Genomic DNA, 16,176 nt, shown 5'->3' with positions numbered 1-16,176 from the left:
TTGGTGAGTTAAGAAAATTAATAACCAAATAACAGTTTTATGAAAAACAAATTAAAAATTACAAGCAATCTTGAACAAAAAAGTATTCTGAAAAAAGCAATCCAATCTTCTGAAAATGAAAATGTAGATCTTTACAAAGCAATTTTTGGAGGTTTGACTTCAGGAAATATCAATCCGGGGGTTTTAAATCCAGATACTGGTATAAATCCTAGTAATTGCGATGTAGTAGCTATATCAGGTGCTTCGGCTGCTTATAATAAAGTTGGACAATTCTTAAAGATCTAACAATAATTGTTTTAAAAATTTATAGTTCTTCGTTAGCAAATAACGGAGAACTTTAATTTTAATGATATAGATATGATAAGCTCTTTTGTTCTGAAGGTTGCCAGTAGATGCAACCTTAATTGTTCTTATTGCTACATGTATAATTTAGGAGATAAGACCTATCTTAAACAACCTAAATTCATGTCAATTGACACCATAACTGTTTTTGCTGAAAAATTATCCAGATACTGTATTGAAAATAATGTAAAATTTGTACAAATTATTTTTCATGGAGGAGAACCTCTGCTATGGCCAAAAGATTCTTATAAGCAAAGTGTAAAAATATTTACAGATACAATAAAAGATGTACATTTTGATTTTGTGGTGCAGACAAATGGTGTTGGTCTTGATGATGAATGGTACGATCTGTTAAATGAACTGAATGTTCGGATTGGTATCAGTATAGACGGCCCCAAGAAGTATCATGATGAGTATCGTATATTCCACAATGGAAAAGGTTCATACGATGAGGTTAAGGATGCAATTCACAAAGGTCTTGATAATGGCCTGCACGGCTTGCTTTCTGTAGTAAATCTAAACATAAAACCAAAAGAGTTTTATGAGGAAATGAAAAGCCATAACGTCTACAGCTATAACGTTCTCTTGCCGGATGGACACTTCGACAGATTACCCGACGGAATGATCAGGGAAAAAGTTAATACGCTAAATTACACTCCTTACGCAAATTGGTTTATTGAATTATTTACCATTTGGAAAAATGATAGTGATAAACGTCCTGTCATCAGGTTTTTTAGGACACTAATAGAACTTATTGCAGGTGAAGACGGCGGAGATCAAATGGTTGGTAAAAAACAAAACGGCGTTGCTGTTTTGGAAACCAATGGAAATCTTGAAGTAGCAGACTCCATAAGAGCTTGTTATGAGGGGATTACAAGAAATGATATTAATATTCACACCCATGAAATAAGTGATGTATTTGCTGATCTTCTCTTTGATATTTATATCAATTCTCATGATATGGTGTGCGAAAAATGTCTGAATTGTCCTGTTTATGACATCTGTGGTGGTGGATTTTTAGGAAACCGATATGCTAATGAAAATGGTTTTGATAATCCAACTATTTTCTGTCACGATATGATAAAATTGGTTACCCATCTTCAAAATGATCTTATCAGCAGTTTGCCCGATGAGGTATGTGATGAAATGGAATTTTCCAAAGTTTCTTATGAAGAAATCGTTGATGAGCTTGACCGGAATTCAGAAGTTCTAATAGATGAAAATATTAAGGATAAACTATTAGCATACAGTTTGGCATGAGTATAAAACAAGGAATCAAGATCTTTCATCAACATGTTAAGGGTATACAGAAGCAGATCAAAATAAATACAGGAGTTATTCCGGTTAGTGAATTAAAGACCGATATAGAATATTATAAAGATGCCTATTTACCCAATGGCGACTGGCGCGATATTAACGATGAAGAATATAAAAAGATCTTCATTAATGATGAATCTGATGCGAAAATATTCGATACACTATCAATAGGAGTTATTCCGGAAACACTGAAATCGTTATTTGAAAACTTAAAACTGGAAGAATGCGAAACATTATTTGATGTTCAGCCAAAGTTTAAAGAAAATGAAATTCTGACACATCAAATCAATGAAGAGCTCAATCAGTTTTTAAATCAAAAATCACAAAATAAAAAATACAAGTTTCACAGGATTACACGATGTTTGCCGGATATGCTGAGCACGACATTTCATTTTCAAAGTGCTGAAAAAATTCTTTATACAGGGCTACATATTGATAAAAGTACATCTTTTACACCTCACACGGCACACAAATCAGACAACAGGATATCCATCAATATAAGTATGGAATCCAGATATCTTTACTTTGTTAATCTGACCTTGAGACAGGTGTACAATTATGTTCAGAAAAAAGATAACAAAGAAAAAATCAACATAGATAATATTGTTGAAAAATTCTTTATCCTGTATCCGGATTATCCGGTTTTAAAAATTGAAATTAAGCCTTATCAATATTATATAGCTCCCACGGATAATTTTATCCATGACGGAACAACATTGGGAAATAAGAATTTTGACGTTACGATGGTCTATGTAGGAATGTTTGATATATATTAAATCACTATGCAATTAAAATCAGGAATTAAAGTATACTCAGATAATCTCGATGGTATTCTGGAAATCAATTCAGGAATAACGCATCATTCAAATCTGAGTCCTAATGAGATCAATTACAGAGACATTAAGTTTGTACAAAAATATGAACCAGATGCTTATTTGCCTAAAAGAGACTGGCGAAAATTAGAAGCTTCTGAAATTAAAATAATTGAAGGAAAACATATAAATAAAGAGGATTATAATTCTGTTTTTATAGGAGAAATTCCACAGGAAATAAAAAATATTATCCTTCAACTTGATTTGCATTCTACCTATTCTGAGGAAGAGGTGATGCGAAAATTCAGAGATAATAATCATTTGGTATCAGAATTAAATTCAAAACTCAATGATTTTCTTATTGATAAATCGCTCGCGCCATATAATTTTTTAAGCCTTACAACCAATTATCCAAACAGTGAAATTGTCTCACACGACAAAAGAAAACTTCCTGAGAACTACACGGTAAATGATATAGAATTTATCGGAATTCATAAAGACAGTTCACGAAATATGACGTTACATACTTCACATAAACAGGGGAATCGTATTGCAATTAATTTGGGGAAAGAATCTCGTTATTTGTTGATCACTAACCTCTCTATTCTTCAGGCTTATCATATGATTAAGAAGAAAATTGATATCAAAGAAAATGAAGTAAATAATAAGAATATTACGGCCTATTTTATGGATCTTTTTCCGGATTATCCGATGCTGAAAATAGAACAGAAACCTTATCATTATTATATTGCACCTACCGATAATTGTTTTCACGATGGATCCACTTTGGGCAGCAGTTCATTGGATATTGTTATCACATATTTAGGAAAATTTATCAGTTAATCATGACACAAAATCACATTAAATATATTTTTGCCACAATTCTTTCAATATCTTCATTAGCAAAGATAGAGGCGCAAAAAAAATTACCCATTTTAAAAGCAAATTCATCCAAGGCCTTGTTTGTTGAAGAAGATAATGGATTAAAGACCGACTGGAATATCGATCCTTCTCTCAAGCCGGATGTATATGTTGTTTCAAAAATCACTACAGATTTTAAGATAGTTAAAATAAAAACAGACATTGATTCCATAAAAATAAAAGTCAAAAAAGGAGAAAAGAAAGATTTTATCATTCTTCTGAAGGGTAAAGATTCTTGTTTAACCAGAATTGAAAGTCTTCCACTGAAAGATTTTAGTAAAAATGTTCCTGCTTTTCATGACACTATAAAAATCAACATTAATGAACATAATACGATGTCTACAAAGGCCGCTTTAAACAAAAAAGACTCTCTGATTCTTAATTTTGATACAGGCTCAAGTGAATTATTGCTGACAAATGAAACCCTGAAAGATAAAATAAAACAATCACTTAAAACGGGTGTTAATATTCTATCTCTTGGAAAGAAAGACTATCAGGGATTCAAAATTTATGCAACCGAATTGGTTGGCCACGGCTCAGATGGAATTTTCGGATGGAGTTTTTTTGATGGGACAATTACAGAGATTAATTATGACCAAAATATTATGGTAATACACTCAAAATTACCGGAATATGTGTTGAAAGACAAAGGTTATTCAAAACTGAACTTAAAATATTTTAATAACGTTTTTCTTGTTGAAACGACAATACAGCAGGGAAAAACAAAAAACACAGACTGGTATCTTTTTGACACTGGATATCAAAGAACTGCAATGTTGGACGGCCCGATGCTCAAAGAACAGAATTTCCCGATTCAAGAACTTAAAGAAATAAAGAAAGTAATAGTAAAAGGCGCAGAAGGCAATGAAATAGCTGTCACAACTTCTAATCTTGAATCGCTGCAGCTCGGAAAATATACTCTTAAAAATATTCCGGCTCAGGTTCTGCCAGAAAGCCGACTGGTTGGTGGTTCTAGAATGAATATTTTAGGTAATGAAATCCTGAAAAGATTTAATGTTTTCTTAGACTTTCAAAATAATGTAGTGTATATAAAACCAAACAAATTATATAACGAAGAATACATTGAAAAGAAGTAATAATATCCGTTAATATATATTCTTAACTTATAATCCTTGAAGCTTTATTGCTTTTAAGGATTTTTTATTTTAGAAACAGTTTTTTCTAATGATGTTGATGACTAATATTTTTTAACAAATAAAATTGTACGAAGAACTTCAGATATTTATAATTTATTTAATTATCTTTAATTCTATGAAAAAAATGAGGAAAGTAGTTTTATTATTATTGATTTTAATGAATACGTTAATCAATGCGCAGAAAGTCAAGCAGATAATAGGGCGAAATGAAGAGTTTAGAAAAGATACCGTATTTACAATTAAAAATGACTCAAAAGAAACCTATTTACCTGTAACCATCATTAAAGGAAAAGAAAAAGGCCCTGTTTTCAGTATTGTTGCCGGGATTCACGGTTACGAATATCCACCGATTATTGCCGTTCAGGAATTAATAAATGAGATCAAACCTGAACAAGTAAAAGGAACTTTAATCATTATTCCAATTGCCAATGTTGAGGCTTTTCAGAAAAGAACGCTTTTTATTAATCCGTTAGACAATAAAAATTTAAATAATGCTTTTCCAGGCTCGCCAAATGGAACTCCAACCGATCAGATCGCGAATATTATTACGAAAGAAATTATTTCAAATTCCACTATATTTTTAGACATTCACGGAGGAGACGCGAATGAAGATTTGCTGCCTTTTGTTTGTTATTACGACAGAAAAGATAGCCCTCAAAATACAAAATTAGCTCACGATCTGTCTATCCGGTCTCAAATCGATTACATCGTTTCTTATCCATACAATCTTACATCGACAGAACCTGCAAAATATGCTTTTAAACAGGCAACCCAGCAGGGAATTACAGCTTTAAGCATTGAAGCCGGAAAATTAGGAACCGTTCAGAAAGAAAATGTAGACATGATCAAGACTGCCGTTTACAATATGCTTGAATCATCAGGAAATTACATAAGAAATAAATCGAAAACCAAAAAAAGAAAACCAACACTTCTTGATCAACAGGATTATATAAAAGTTCCCGAAACCGGAATTTTTTACAGTGAGCTGAAAAGTGGAGATAGAGTAACAAAAAATCAAGTTTTAGGCTATATTACAGATGAATTTGGTAAAAAGAAACAGAATATTATTTCAAAAACTGATGGAATTATTTTATACAAAGTAGGAACTCCACCCGTAAACAAAGACGAAACCTTATTTTGCATCGGATATTCAGAAAAGTAGATAAATTTTAAAATAAATGTTAAATATTGCTATCATTTGCTGAGTGAAACGCTCTTGCAAACTTAAAAGTAGTTAGTAGTTAAAAAAAACTTTACGCTTTTTGCGTTAAAAAAATAAAAGCACCTATTTTAATTAAAATAAAAAACAAAAAAATGAAAAAATTATACACAATTATTGCGCTCTCAACCGCGGTGATAGCTTTTTCCCAAAAACCATTAGACAAGGTCGAACCCGCTTTCTGGTGGAAAGGAATGAAAAATCCCGAGCTCCAAATCTTGGTCTATGGAAAAGATATTGCCAACAATGAAATCGAGCTTTCAGACGGAGTTAAAGCTAAAAACATCGAAAAAGTTGAAAATCCTAACTATGTTTTTGTAACGGTTAATACCAACGAGATCAATGTTCCAAAATTTAAGATTAATATTAAAAACGGCAAAAAAAATATTGGTTCTTACACTTATGAATTAAAAGAAAGAATACCAAACTCTGCCAACAGAGAATCTTTTACTTCTAAAGATGTAATGTATTTAATCATGCCTGACCGTTTTGCAAATGGTGATGAAAAAAATGATTCAAGCCCGAATTTAACGGAAAAAGCAAACAGAAGTCTTCCAAACGGCCGTCATGGCGGAGATTTACGCGGAATCATCAACAATCTTGATTATATTCAAAATTTAGGAGCAACCTCAGTTTGGTTAACTCCGGTAAATGAGGACAATGAAAAAGTGTATTCATATCACGGTTATGCCCAAACCGATTTATATAAAATTGATGGACGTTACGGAACCAACGAAGAATACAAAGAACTTTCCCAAAAATTAAATAAAAGAAACATGATGTTGGTGATGGATTACGTCACCAATCACTGGGGAATTTCGCATTGGATGATCAAGGATTTGCCCACGAAAGACTGGATTCACTTATTTAATGATGGTGAAAATGGTTTCAAACGTTCCAATTACAAAACAACAACACAGTTCGACACGAATGCTTCTGAAGTTGACAAAAAAGTAGCATTAGACGGTTGGTTTGATACAACGATGCCTGATATCAATCAAAAAAATCCTTTAGTTTTAAAATATTTAACCCAAAACGCAATTTGGTGGATAGAATATGCCGAATTAGGCGGTTTCCGGGTAGATACTTATCCTTACAACGATAAAGAAGCGATGGCAAAATGGGCAAAAGCAATCACTGACGAATATCCGAAATTCAATATTGTTGGAGAAACTTGGCTGAATACCGCGGCCTATATTTCAGCTTGGCAAAAGGGTTCAAAAACAGGAGAAGCGGCGAATTATAACTCAAATCTCCCGTCTGTGATGGATTTTATGCTGTATGGCGATATGCCGAAAGCTCTGAAGGAAAAAGAAGGCTGGGACACGGGAATGAACCGTATTTACAACAGTTTAGCAAGTGATTTCCTTTATCCTGACATCAATAATGTAATGGTTTTCTTTGAAAATCACGATACTGAAAGATGGAATGAGATTTTTAACAATGATCCGAAAGCGTACAAATTGGGATTAACCTTAATTTCGACCGTTCGTGGAATTCCACAAATTTATTACGGTTCCGAAGTCGGAATGCGTGGCGACAAAAATAAAGGTGGCGATGCTGATATCCGAAGAGATTTTCCGGGTGGTTGGAAATCGGATAAACAAAATGCTTTTCAAACTTCTGCTCAAACGCCTGAACAAAAGGAATTTTATGATTTTACTCAAAAATTACTGAACTGGAGAAAAGGAAAAGAAGTGATTCATTCCGGAAAAACTAAAAATTTCGTTCCTCAGAATAATGTTTTTGTGTATTTTAGATATAATGAAAAAGAAAGCGTAATGGTCGTTTTAAATAATAATGAAAAAGAAGAAACATTAGATGTAAAACATTTTGCAGAATCTTTAAACGGTTTTTCAAAAGGAAAAGATGTGATTTCTGATAAGGAAATTCCATTACAAAACAGCTTAAAAATACCAGCAAAAACGTCTATGATTATTGAATTAAAATAAACTTAAACATATTTTATATTCTCTTTCAAACTTCGTTGAGTGAAACGCCTTTGCGAACGAAAAATATGCAGAAAAAAGATAAAAAGAAAACTTTGCGCTCTTTGCGTTAAAAAAATTAGATACAACTTCCAAACCTAACAGGTTTTTAAAACCTGTTAGGTTTATTAGAAAAAATAATTTAAATATGAAAAAAACAACAATATTATTCACCTTCATCTTATTTGTATTGAGCTTTACAACCATTTCAGCACAATCAAAATTTGATAAAGAAAAAACGGAAATCGGTACAATGCTCGACGGCTTCAATGTTGCAGCTGCAAAATCCGATTTTACTACTTATTTCAATTATTTCGCAGATGAATCTACTTTCATCGGAACAGATGCAACCGAAGTTTGGGATAAAAAAGCCTTTATGATTTGGGCAAAACCTTATTTCGATAAAAAGAAAACCTGGAATTTCACTTCATTAAAAAGAAACATCTATTTCAGCAAAGATGGAAAATTGGCTTGGTTTGATGAAGTATTGGATACTCAAATGAAAATCTGCCGTGGTTCCGGAGTTGTAGAAAAAATAAACGGAGCTTGGAAAGTGAAGCAATATGTGCTTTCAATGACAATTCCAAACGATGTGTCGGATAAAGTTGTGGCTGAAAAAACTGCTATTGAAGATGTTCTTATTCAAGATTTAAAAACAAAAAAATAAACATAAAACACAATGTCAAAAAAAATTAAACCGAATCTTTCCATGCCTCAAATCATTAATATGAGCATGGGATTTTTGGGAATTCAGATGGCTTTTGGTTTACAGAACGGAAATGCGAGCAGAATTTTAGCTAATCTGGGAGCTGATGTTCACGAATTGTCTTGGTTCTGGCTGGTTGCACCATTTACAGGACTGATCGTTCAACCAATCATCGGTCACATGGGAGACAATACATGGAGCCCGTTAGGAAGAAGAAAACCCTATTTTTTAATTGGTGCGATCTTATGTGCGATTGGATTGGTCTTGCTTCCCAATGCGGCAACGGTTACGCATATGTTTGCGGCAAATGCACTTTTATTAGCGGTTATTTTTCTTGCGATGATGGATGCTTCCGTTAATATTGCGATGGAACCTTTCAGAGCTTTGGTCGGCGATATGCTTCCAAAACATCAGGGAACGTTAGGATTTTCAATTCAGACTATTTTAATTGGAATCGGGGCGGTTGTCGGTTCGTATGTTCCAAGTTTGTTGACAAAACTGGGAGTTTCAAATGAAGCTCCGGAAGGTTTTGTTGGAGATAATGTGATCTATTCCTTCTATGTTGGAGCCGGATTGCTGATCATAACGATACTTTACACGATTATTACAACCAAAGAATATTCACCAAAAGAATTTGCAGAGTTTGAAGATGGAAAAGAAGTCGTAGAAGAGAAATCTAAATTCAGCGATATTTTCAAGGATTTTGCGAACATTCCAACTCAAATGAAAAAATTGGGAATCGTTCAGTTTTTCTCTTGGTTTGCTTTGTTTACGATGTGGGTTTTTACGACAAGTGCTTTGGCTACCCATCATTTTGGACTTTCTCCTGAAGATACTCACTCCAAAGCCTTCAATAACGCAGGAGATTTAACGGGCGAATTATTCGGAATGTACAATCTTTGGGCAATTCCATTCGCTTTTTTATTGACTCCAATTGCAAAATGGATCGGAAAAAAACAAACCCACGCTCTTGCTTTAGCTTGTGGCGGATTAGGATTGATTTCAATGTATTTCATTAAAGACGTCAATCATCTTTGGATGTCAATGATCGGATTAGGATTTGCTTGGGCGAGCATTTTAGCAATGCCTTATGCTATGTTGATTGAAGTGATTCCACAAAGAAAAATGGGCGTTTACATGGGGATTTTCAACTTTTTTATTGTAATTCCACAGATCATTAATGGACTTTTCGGAGGCCCGATTGTAAGCAATATTTTCGGAAATCAGGCAATGGATTATGTTGTGGTTGGAGGAGTCTGTATGTTGATCGGAGCAGTAGTTACAATGATTTTCATTAAATCAGAAGATGAAACATCACAGGAAATTGAAGAGGAAATTCAGCAGGTACATTTTTAGAGTCAATGAATGAATTGTCAATAGTTAATCTTGATAATAAACTTCAAATTTTTGAAAATTAATTTAATAATCAATAGGAGCGGGCTTTAGCCCGCTTTCTTATTTAATCCAAAAGAAGGCTTTAGCCAAAACCTACAATAACAATGTGAATTGTAAACTCAGAAGATAAATCTAATTTCTAACATCTAAAATCTAATTTCTATTCATACAATCTATTGAATTTTAATTTTTTATTAAGCTAATCATAGCTTTTAATCTCTAATTTAGATAGATTAAATTTAAAGAATGTACGACATCATTATAATAGGAAGTGGAGCAGGAGGCGCAACAATGGCGTATCGATTGGCAGATAGTGGGAAAAAAATTCTCATTATTGAAAGAGGAGATTATGTTCCTGTAGAAAAAGAAAATTGGGATTCTGTAGAAGTTTTCCAGAAAAACAGATATACAACGACGGAATTATGGCTTGATAAAAATAACAAACCATTTCGCCCAGGAATGCATTACAATGTTGGCGGAAATACCAAATTTTACGGCGCTGCTTTATTTCGTTTAAGAGAAGAAGATTTTAAAGAAATACATCATTATGGCGGAACTTCACCGGCTTGGCCTATTCAATATCAGGATTTAAAGGATTATTATCTTGAATCAGAAAAACTTTTTCATGTTCATGGCAAAAGAGGATCAGATCCGACAGAGCCTTTTGATTCTGAGCCTTATCCAAACCCGCCTTTACCGCACGAACCACGAATTCAGGAAGTTGTTGATGAGTTGATTGATTATGGATGGCAGCCGTTTGAATTGCCGATTGGAGTAAATTTTAAACCTCACGAAACTGCAAATGCACCATACACATTAGACCGTTTTGATGGTTTTCCCGATGCTGCGGAAAGAAAAGGTGACGCTCATCTTTGTTCGCTGGCAAAAGCGTTGGAATATCCGAATGTTGAATTGATTGTCAATACAAAAGTGTTGCGATTAAATACAAATGAAGAAGGAACCAAGATCGCCGAAATTGTAGTCCAACAAAACGGAGAAACAAAAACTCTGACTTCTGATTTGGTTATTCTTTCTGCGGGAGCGATTAATTCTGCGGCACTTCTTTTGGAAAGTAAAAGTGAGAAATTCCCCAACGGACTTGCCAATTCTTCAGATCAGGTGGGCAGAAATTATATGTTTCATCAAAATTCTGCTTTGGTAGCTTTGTACACAGAACCCAATCCTACAAAATTCGGAAAAACATTCGGGATTAATGATTTTTACCATGCCAATAAAGGCTATGAATTTCCTTTGGGACACATTCAGATGTTGGGGAAATCAGATGAACATCAGATCAAAGCCGACAGTCCGATTGCCGCGCCGGGCTTTACTTTTGAATTAATGGCAGAACACGCCGTAGATTTTTGGCTGACCTCGGAAGATTTGCCCGATCCGGATAATAGAGTAACGGTTGAAAACGGACAAATTAAAATAAATTATACTTCTAATAATCAACAGGGACACGAATTTCTGAAAGAAGAATTGATCAAAGCATTAAAAGCTTCAGGAAAATTCAAATCGTTTTTGTTTAAAGGAATTTATTTCAGCAAAGGTATGGATATCGCTTCACCCGCCCATCAAAACGGAACTACAAAAATGGGATTAGATCCGAAAACTTCGGTCGTAGATACAAACTGTAAAGCACATGATCTCGATAATTTATATATTGTCGATGGCGGATTTTTAGTTTCAAGCGGTGCGGTAAATCCAGCGCTGACAATCATTGCAATGGCATTGAGAGTGGGAGATCATCTTAAAACCAATGTTTTAACATCATGAATTCCAGGATAGCCCAAATCGTTATCATCTTTTTATTGGCTTTTTTTACGGGAGTTAATTTTGTCGTGTTTCCGGCTCTAGGAACGGCTTTTACGGATGCTTCACTTTTTGGACTTTCATCATCGCAGTTTGGGAATTTATTTATTCCACAGGTGATTTGTATTATCATCTCATGTTTGGGAGCGCCGTTTTTGGTGAATAAATTCGGCCCGAAAATCATTTTGGGAGCCGGATTATTATTAATGATTATTTCAACAGGAATTTTGTGGATGCTCCAGTTTTTAATGAATGATAAATCTTTGCTTTTTCCTGTATTAATGATTTTGGTAGCGTTCACAGGCTCAGGTTTTGGACTTTCGATTACGACTTTGAATCCTTTAGCAGCAAGCTTATTTGAAAAAAATAAATCGTCCGCAATTTTAATATTGCAGTTTTTGGTCGGATTGGGAACTTCAACTTCTCCAATGATGATGAATTTAATTGGAAATGTGAAAAACTGGATGTACGTTCCGGCAGGTATCTTTGTTTTAGTTTCAATAATTTTCGTCCTTTTTTTATTTTTAAAACTGGAAAAAGGAACATTTTTCGAACTTCCAAAGCATTTTAAAATTCCTTCAAAATTATGGATTTTCTTTATAGCAATCGTTTTGTACGGCTTTATTGAAGGAACTTTTGGGAGTTTTGGTGCGATAATTCTCAAAAATCAAGGATTAGATAACAACAAAGCGAGCTTGGGATTATCATTATTCTGGGGCGGAATAGCTTTAAACCGCCTGCTTTTCGGAATTTTCTCAAAAAATAATGATTTGTCTTACTTATTTCTGTTCTCTCCTTTAATCGTCGCGGGATTACTTTTATCATTAATACTATTTCCAAACGTAAATATTGTTGTATTAATGATGTTTTTGATCGGATTTTTTATGGGAAGCATATTCCCGGGATCTATCGGTTGGGGAACGGTGGAATTTCCGACGTTGTCCGTTTTGGTATCCGGATTTTTAATGGCAGCAAACCAAATCGGAACTGGAATTATCACTAATGTTTTGGGTAATTTTTCCAATCAAACCGATATTATTTTCCAGTTTTTAATCGTTTGTATGATTCTCATTTGTGTTTTACTTTTCTGTTTAAAGAAAAATTCTAAAATAAAAGAAGCTTTTTAAAAATTTAACCACAAAAGGTACAAAAGATAGTATTGCACTTTTAAAGTTTAGCTATTTTGAAAACAAAAGTTTGCAAAAGAATAAAAATCAAAGATTTTTAAAACTTATGTGTTCTTGTTTTGTAGTTCATGATAAACTTAAATAACTAATGTGTTAATCTTTTGTTCCTTTTGTGGTTAAAATAGATTCCATCTTAACAACTTAATTTGATCTTAATGGTTAAATTTCATCATTAATTTCAATTAAACTAATTCTTCAATTTGAGCCACCGTTTTCGCTAAATTTTCATCTTTCAATTGAGGAACCATCATTCCCTGAGACTGGAAAACTTCCACATCAGTAATCCCGATGAAGGCGAATAACGTTTTTAAATAATGCTCCATGTTTTCGATTAATCCGTTTTCATAAACACCGCCTATTGCAAAATTTAAATATAATTTCTTGTTTTGTAGTAGACCTTTTGGAGTTCCGTCAGCGTAAGAGAATGTTTTTCCGCCAACCGCAATACTGTCGATCCACGATTTTAACGTTGAAGGAAAAGTGAAGTTATAAAAAGGAACACCAATCACAATAATATCAGCTTCCTGAATTTGTTTCAATGATTCTTCCGAATATTTTCCAGCTTCTTTTTCGTGCTCATTTTTGTCTTCGTCCGGAACTCTTGAAGCACTAAAATGATGAATTTCCAAATGGGGAATCGGATTCGCTGCCAAATCACGGGTAACAACTTTGCTGCCAGGATTTTTTTCTAACAATTGATTGATAACAGCCTGAGAAAGTTTGTTGCTTACAGAGTTTTCTCCGCTGATACTGGTTTGGATATTTAAAATGTTTGCCATTTTGTTTTAACTTTTTTTGTTTTTATTACTGACAAAATTATTGTAAATTTACTTTCCAAAGTATAGTAGTTACCTAAAGGAAAGTGAAAAAAATGGAAAAACAACACAATCATAAAGACTGTATGCAGGCATTGAAGCCTGTTCGCGACACTTTAGATGTTATCAATGGAAAATGGAAACTGCAGATCATCATCTCTTTAAATCACGGAAATAAACGTTTTACAGAGATTGAAAGAAGCATTCCGAAGTTAACATCAAAAGTTTTAGCCAAAGAATTAAGGGAACTTGAACAAAACGGTTTGGTCGAAAGAATAGTCAAAGATACATATCCTGTCAGCATAGAATACTTCCCTACTGCACACACAAAAACATTAGGTCCAGTCGTAGAATCTTTAAAAGATTGGGGCGAAAATCACCGTAAACATATTTTCGGAAGCCCAACGAAAGCAGAGAAAAGTGAATAGAAAATATTACTCATTACCAATTACTTATTATTCATTTTTCGGGAGCTATTTCCCGCTTTTCATTACAATCTTTTTTTTCAAAAAAGGATTTTCTCTGCAATCGGGGCTAGGGTATTTGTCGCCATCATTACTTTTTGTCATTGCGAGGAGCGAAGCGACGAAGCAATCTCATTAACATAGTAGAAATGTAACAACCATTTTTTCATTCGCAGGTATCTCAATAATCATTATCATAAAATCAACTTTACAAAATAAGTTTAGATTCCACACTCCACTTCGTTCCGTTCTGAATGACAAACAGAACGCACAACCTTTGCTGAGTGAAACGCCTTTACGAACGAAAAATATTTTCAATATTAATAAAAATTCTTTGTGTTCTTTGCGTTTAAAAAAGGCATTTAAAAGTTCTCTTCACCTTTCTTATCCTACGTCAACATTTTCCCGGTCTGCACACCGTAAATTTGTACTATAAATAATTAACGATATGAAAACAGTATATCATAAAGCAGATACAAGAGGTCACGCAGATCATGGTTGGTTAAATTCTTACCATACATTCAGTTTTGCGAATTACCAAAATCAGGAAAGAACACATTTTGGAGTGTTGAGAGTGTTGAATGACGACACCGTTTCTCAGGGAATGGGCTTCGGAACGCATCCTCACAAAAACATGGAAATCATTTCAATTCCTTTGGAAGGCGATTTAGAACATAAGGATTCGATGGGAACGACTGCTGTAATCAAAAAAGGCGAAATTCAGGTGATGAGCGCAGGAACGGGCGTAATGCACAGCGAATATAACAAAAATAAAGATGAATCTGTAAAATTCTTACAGATCTGGGTTTTCCCGAAAGAAGAAAATGTTGAACCGAGATACGACCAAAAAAGCATTAAAGAAGGTGAAAAGGTAAATGGATTCCAACAGATTTTATCACCAAACAAAAACGATGACGGCGTTTGGATTCATCAGGATGCATGGTTTAATTTAGCCAATTTCACGAAAGGAAACGGTAAAAACTATACACTTAACAAAAAAGGAAACGGCGTTTACGCCTTTGTATTAAAAGGAAGCGCAAAAGTTGGCGACAGAATCTTAAACGAAAGAGACGGATTAGGAATTTGGGATACTCAAAGCTTTAATATAGAAGCTGTCGAAGACACAGAAATCCTTTTAATGGAAGTTCCGATGGAATTACCGTCTTATTTAAAATAAAATTTAGGGATAAATAAAAGCATTTAGTCTTAGCTGAGTGAAACGCCCTTGTGAACTTTAAAAACACGCGAATTGTCAAAATTCTTTGCGATCTTTGCGTTTTAAAAAAATAAAAATACTTTAAACAGAAAAAATATAATGAAAATTTTAGCAGTAGCAGGAAGTAATTCTGATGCATCAATCAATAGACAATTGGTAACGTATGCCACAACATTATTCGAAAACGCAGAAGTAGAAATCGTTGACATGAACGATTTTGAAATGCCAATTTACAAGCACCAAAGAGAAGTAGAAGGCGGAATTCCTCAGCAAGCGCAAGATTTCGCATCAAAAATTGATAACGCAGATGTTCTTTTGGTTGCTCTTTCTGAGCATAACGGAACGTATTCTACAGCATTCAAAAATGTGTTCGACTGGACTTCAAGAATCAAACCAAGAACAGTTTGGAATGAAGTTCCAATGTTATTGATGGCTACAGCTCCTGGAGGAAGAGGTGGATTAGGTGTTTTGGAAGCAGCAGAAAAACGTTTTCCGTCGCATGGAGGAAATATCGTTGATACCTTCACACTTCCTTTCTTTAATGATAATTTTGACAAATCGGCTCAAAAGATTTCTAATGAAGAAAAAGACAGTGAGTTAAGAGAAAAAATTCAGAAGATTTCAGCTATTGAATCGATCCTTGAAAAATAGGTTTGAATATTAATTTAAAATTAATATCTTTGCAAAAAGAAAAAAGATGAAAATTCAGTCCACTTTCAAAGAATGTTTCTCCATAAAAGGAAAAACTGTGGGCACTGAAATTCTGAGATAAAATAACGGCCGATAATCTACCAAGATTGTCGGCTTTTTTATTTTCTAAAA

General features: G+C 33.9%; 15 protein-coding genes. 14 read left to right on the top strand and 1 reads right to left on the bottom strand.

Annotated elements, in window-relative coordinates; translation table 11 throughout:
• Positions 1-39 precede the first annotated feature (39 nt).
• From AC1Q7L_RS17250 to AC1Q7L_RS17200, 11 genes are all read left to right on the top strand, one after another.
• Complete coding sequence (locus AC1Q7L_RS17250) at positions 40-285, top strand: hypothetical protein (protein WP_492307176.1); 246 nt, start codon at positions 40-42, stop codon at positions 283-285.
• Between the two features lie 72 nt (positions 286-357).
• Positions 358-1,602 carry a radical SAM protein gene (locus tag AC1Q7L_RS17245; RefSeq protein WP_492307177.1) on the top strand — a complete coding sequence of 415 codons (1,245 nt, stop codon included), beginning with the start codon at positions 358-360 and terminating at the stop codon, positions 1,600-1,602.
• Positions 1,599-2,435, top strand: coding sequence for a hypothetical protein (locus AC1Q7L_RS17240; protein ID WP_492307178.1), 837 nt, complete (start codon positions 1,599-1,601; stop codon positions 2,433-2,435). The genes AC1Q7L_RS17245 and AC1Q7L_RS17240 overlap by 4 nt, the downstream gene beginning before the upstream one ends.
• A 6-nt stretch (positions 2,436-2,441) precedes the next feature.
• Positions 2,442-3,314 (top strand): hypothetical protein, encoded by an 873-nt coding sequence (locus AC1Q7L_RS17235; RefSeq protein WP_492307179.1) that lies wholly within the window; start codon positions 2,442-2,444, stop codon positions 3,312-3,314.
• A 2-nt stretch (positions 3,315-3,316) separates the two neighbouring features.
• Positions 3,317-4,489 carry an aspartyl protease family protein gene (locus AC1Q7L_RS17230; RefSeq protein ID WP_492307180.1) on the top strand — a complete coding sequence of 391 codons (1,173 nt, stop codon included), beginning with the start codon at positions 3,317-3,319 and terminating at the stop codon, positions 4,487-4,489.
• A 184-nt stretch (positions 4,490-4,673) separates the two neighbouring features.
• Positions 4,674-5,711, top strand: coding sequence for a succinylglutamate desuccinylase/aspartoacylase family protein (locus AC1Q7L_RS17225; protein ID WP_492307181.1), 1,038 nt, complete (start codon positions 4,674-4,676; stop codon positions 5,709-5,711).
• A gap of 152 nt (positions 5,712-5,863) precedes the next feature.
• Positions 5,864-7,720 carry a glycoside hydrolase family 13 protein gene (locus AC1Q7L_RS17220; RefSeq protein ID WP_492307182.1) on the top strand — a complete coding sequence of 619 codons (1,857 nt, stop codon included), beginning with the start codon at positions 5,864-5,866 and terminating at the stop codon, positions 7,718-7,720.
• A 184-nt stretch (positions 7,721-7,904) separates the two neighbouring features.
• A complete protein-coding gene (locus AC1Q7L_RS17215) occupies positions 7,905-8,423 on the top strand; it encodes a nuclear transport factor 2 family protein (protein ID WP_492307183.1) in 519 nt (172 codons plus the stop codon).
• A gap of 12 nt (positions 8,424-8,435) precedes the next feature.
• Entirely contained in the window at positions 8,436-9,818 is a 1,383-nt protein-coding gene (locus tag AC1Q7L_RS17210; protein WP_492307184.1) for an MFS transporter, read from the top strand.
• Positions 9,819-10,103: 285 nt separating this feature from the next.
• Positions 10,104-11,636, top strand: coding sequence for a GMC oxidoreductase (locus tag AC1Q7L_RS17205; protein WP_492307185.1), 1,533 nt, complete (start codon positions 10,104-10,106; stop codon positions 11,634-11,636).
• The gene (locus tag AC1Q7L_RS17200) at positions 11,633-12,799 is read left to right on the top strand and encodes an MFS transporter (protein ID WP_492307186.1); all 1,167 of its coding nucleotides are present in this window, start codon (positions 11,633-11,635) and stop codon (positions 12,797-12,799) included. The genes AC1Q7L_RS17205 and AC1Q7L_RS17200 overlap by 4 nt, the downstream gene beginning before the upstream one ends.
• Positions 12,800-13,041: 242 nt before the next feature.
• On the opposite strand, the gene AC1Q7L_RS17195 is transcribed toward AC1Q7L_RS17200, so the two are convergent.
• Positions 13,042-13,638 carry an FMN-dependent NADH-azoreductase gene (locus AC1Q7L_RS17195; protein ID WP_410693419.1) on the bottom strand — a complete coding sequence of 199 codons (597 nt, stop codon included), beginning with the start codon at positions 13,636-13,638 and terminating at the stop codon, positions 13,042-13,044.
• Positions 13,639-13,730: 92 nt separating this feature from the next.
• Here AC1Q7L_RS17195 and AC1Q7L_RS17190 point away from each other — a divergent pair, with 92 nt between their 5' ends.
• The 3 genes from AC1Q7L_RS17190 (at position 13,731) to AC1Q7L_RS17180 (ending at position 16,005) form a co-directional block, all read left to right on the top strand.
• Complete coding sequence (locus AC1Q7L_RS17190) at positions 13,731-14,102, top strand: winged helix-turn-helix transcriptional regulator (RefSeq protein WP_492307187.1); 372 nt, start codon at positions 13,731-13,733, stop codon at positions 14,100-14,102.
• A 484-nt stretch (positions 14,103-14,586) separates the two neighbouring features.
• Positions 14,587-15,315, top strand: coding sequence for a pirin family protein (locus AC1Q7L_RS17185; RefSeq protein WP_492307188.1), 729 nt, complete (start codon positions 14,587-14,589; stop codon positions 15,313-15,315).
• Between the two features lie 138 nt (positions 15,316-15,453).
• The gene (locus tag AC1Q7L_RS17180) at positions 15,454-16,005 is read left to right on the top strand and encodes an NADPH-dependent FMN reductase (RefSeq protein WP_492307189.1); all 552 of its coding nucleotides are present in this window, start codon (positions 15,454-15,456) and stop codon (positions 16,003-16,005) included.
• The last annotated feature ends 171 nt before the right edge of the window (positions 16,006-16,176 follow it).

Source organism: Chryseobacterium sp. GW823-FHT05E08, assembly GCF_058795655.1.
This window is presented reverse-complemented; position numbering and strand designations above follow the sequence as displayed.

What these genes read in the sequence shown, in the direction of transcription:
- AC1Q7L_RS17190 (WP_492307187.1), top strand. Translation starts at nt 13,731, where the DNA reads ATGGAAAAACAACACAATCATAAAGACTGTATGCAGGCATTGAAGCCT.
- AC1Q7L_RS17180 (WP_492307189.1), top strand. Translation starts at nt 15,454, where the DNA reads ATGAAAATTTTAGCAGTAGCAGGAAGTAATTCTGATGCATCAATCAAT.
- AC1Q7L_RS17225 (WP_492307181.1), top strand. Translation starts at nt 4,674, where the DNA reads ATGAGGAAAGTAGTTTTATTATTATTGATTTTAATGAATACGTTAATC.
- AC1Q7L_RS17250 (WP_492307176.1), top strand. Translation starts at nt 40, where the DNA reads ATGAAAAACAAATTAAAAATTACAAGCAATCTTGAACAAAAAAGTATT.
- AC1Q7L_RS17205 (WP_492307185.1), top strand. Translation starts at nt 10,104, where the DNA reads ATGTACGACATCATTATAATAGGAAGTGGAGCAGGAGGCGCAACAATG.
- AC1Q7L_RS17215 (WP_492307183.1), top strand. Translation starts at nt 7,905, where the DNA reads ATGAAAAAAACAACAATATTATTCACCTTCATCTTATTTGTATTGAGC.
- AC1Q7L_RS17210 (WP_492307184.1), top strand. Translation starts at nt 8,436, where the DNA reads ATGTCAAAAAAAATTAAACCGAATCTTTCCATGCCTCAAATCATTAAT.
- AC1Q7L_RS17235 (WP_492307179.1), top strand. Translation starts at nt 2,442, where the DNA reads ATGCAATTAAAATCAGGAATTAAAGTATACTCAGATAATCTCGATGGT.
- AC1Q7L_RS17230 (WP_492307180.1), top strand. Translation starts at nt 3,317, where the DNA reads ATGACACAAAATCACATTAAATATATTTTTGCCACAATTCTTTCAATA.
- AC1Q7L_RS17185 (WP_492307188.1), top strand. Translation starts at nt 14,587, where the DNA reads ATGAAAACAGTATATCATAAAGCAGATACAAGAGGTCACGCAGATCAT.
- AC1Q7L_RS17200 (WP_492307186.1), top strand. Translation starts at nt 11,633, where the DNA reads ATGAATTCCAGGATAGCCCAAATCGTTATCATCTTTTTATTGGCTTTT.
- AC1Q7L_RS17195 (WP_410693419.1), bottom strand. Translation starts at nt 13,638, where the DNA reads ATGGCAAACATTTTAAATATCCAAACCAGTATCAGCGGAGAAAACTCT.
- AC1Q7L_RS17245 (WP_492307177.1), top strand. Translation starts at nt 358, where the DNA reads ATGATAAGCTCTTTTGTTCTGAAGGTTGCCAGTAGATGCAACCTTAAT.
- AC1Q7L_RS17240 (WP_492307178.1), top strand. Translation starts at nt 1,599, where the DNA reads ATGAGTATAAAACAAGGAATCAAGATCTTTCATCAACATGTTAAGGGT.
- AC1Q7L_RS17220 (WP_492307182.1), top strand. Translation starts at nt 5,864, where the DNA reads ATGAAAAAATTATACACAATTATTGCGCTCTCAACCGCGGTGATAGCT.